The organism is Limnospira sp. PMC 289.06, assembly GCF_032350395.1.
GTDB lineage: Bacteria > Cyanobacteriota > Cyanobacteriia > Cyanobacteriales > Microcoleaceae > Limnospira > Limnospira platensis.
Genome location: NZ_JARPLC010000336.1, coordinates 1 through 1,154 on the forward strand (window position 1 = coordinate 1; position 1,154 = coordinate 1,154).

3 protein-coding genes are annotated in these 1,154 nt (G+C 33.5%); all 3 read right to left on the reverse strand.

What is annotated here, in order from left to right; genetic code table 11:
* Positions 1–62: 62 nt before the first annotated feature.
* The 3 genes from P5674_RS24965 to P5674_RS24975 all read right to left on the reverse strand — a co-directional run bounded on the left by P5674_RS24965 (position 63) and on the right by P5674_RS24975 (position 987).
* Positions 63–311 (reverse strand): hypothetical protein, encoded by a 249-nt coding sequence (locus P5674_RS24965; RefSeq protein ID WP_006615919.1) that lies wholly within the window; start codon positions 309–311, stop codon positions 63–65.
* Between the two features lie 277 nt (positions 312–588).
* Entirely contained in the window at positions 589–720 is a 132-nt protein-coding gene (locus P5674_RS24970; RefSeq protein WP_286146584.1) for a hypothetical protein, read from the reverse strand.
* A gap of 15 nt (positions 721–735) precedes the next feature.
* Positions 736–987 (reverse strand): hypothetical protein, encoded by a 252-nt coding sequence (locus P5674_RS24975; RefSeq protein WP_006615918.1) that lies wholly within the window; start codon positions 985–987, stop codon positions 736–738.
* Between the last annotated feature and the right edge of the window lie 167 nt (positions 988–1,154).

The following is a 1,154-nucleotide window of genomic DNA, read 5'->3' on the forward strand; positions in this document are numbered from 1 at the left end:
ATGGGATGGTCAGGGTACGAGTCCCTTTTATTCCACCAAGGGGTGAAAGTACCACTAGGAGGTTATTCCAGGCATTGCAGCCTTATTTGACTCCTAAACGTCTCGCACCTTATGTCTATAGTAGTCCATCCTTCTAATTGGCGTTCTTGTCCTGCACCTAATTCCAGTTTAATAGGTTTATTATCAGATAACAATTTTGTAATGACATTGTTATTTTTAGCAGATATTTTTCGTAAAACTTCTTCTTTATGTAAATTCTGCTTTTTACATTCTAAATATTCATTTAATTGGAGTGATTCGTTTAAATCCATGACTGATGACTCCTTTAAAACCTTCTACAGTAATATCTTCCAACGGATAAATTTGAGTTATATTAATAACAATATATACTCTACACCTCAATCGCGAATTTAATAATTTATATATACTAATTAATCCTTCACATTTATAGCTACCAAAACCTAAATATATGTGTCTTTATATTCTTTTGAAGATATGAAAAAATTGATTATTCACTCTATATCAATAGCTAATTGTAAGCAAGATATTTAGTATTATTTTTCCTATCAACCTGCAAATAGTTTAAAATTATTCACTTACTGATTGCCATGTTTTAACATTGTCTAACATGACCTGATAATCTTCGCGTTCAGGATGCAAAGATATTAACTTTTCTAAAGGTTCCATTGCACCTGTAAAATCCTCCAATCGTATCCGCAATAAAGATAATTGTTCTCAAGCCATTCGATTTTCTGGTTCTCTTTGTAAAACCAATTCATAACCCTCTGGTTGTTGTTGCAATGAATCCTCTACAGAGATAGTTTCTGGCTGTGCTTGGGGAGTTCGCATAGCTTGTCTGATTGTAACTACTGCACCAAACAGCATAGAACCACCAAAGGAAACCACAGAAATAATCGCTAAAAGCTTCTTTTTGCGTTTTTCTTTGGCTTGACGGACAACAAAATAATCTTTACTGGAACTGGTCATGTTGTTTAACTTCCTGTGGAAAATACTTAATTAACTCTACCCTCTATTAAGGATAATACCCACAATACAGCAAAAACTAACATTTGAGTCTTAAATTTTATTAATAAATCTCTATAGCACTAGTCAATACGGTTAGGACGCAGCCTTGAGAACAGAATCCATGGCAA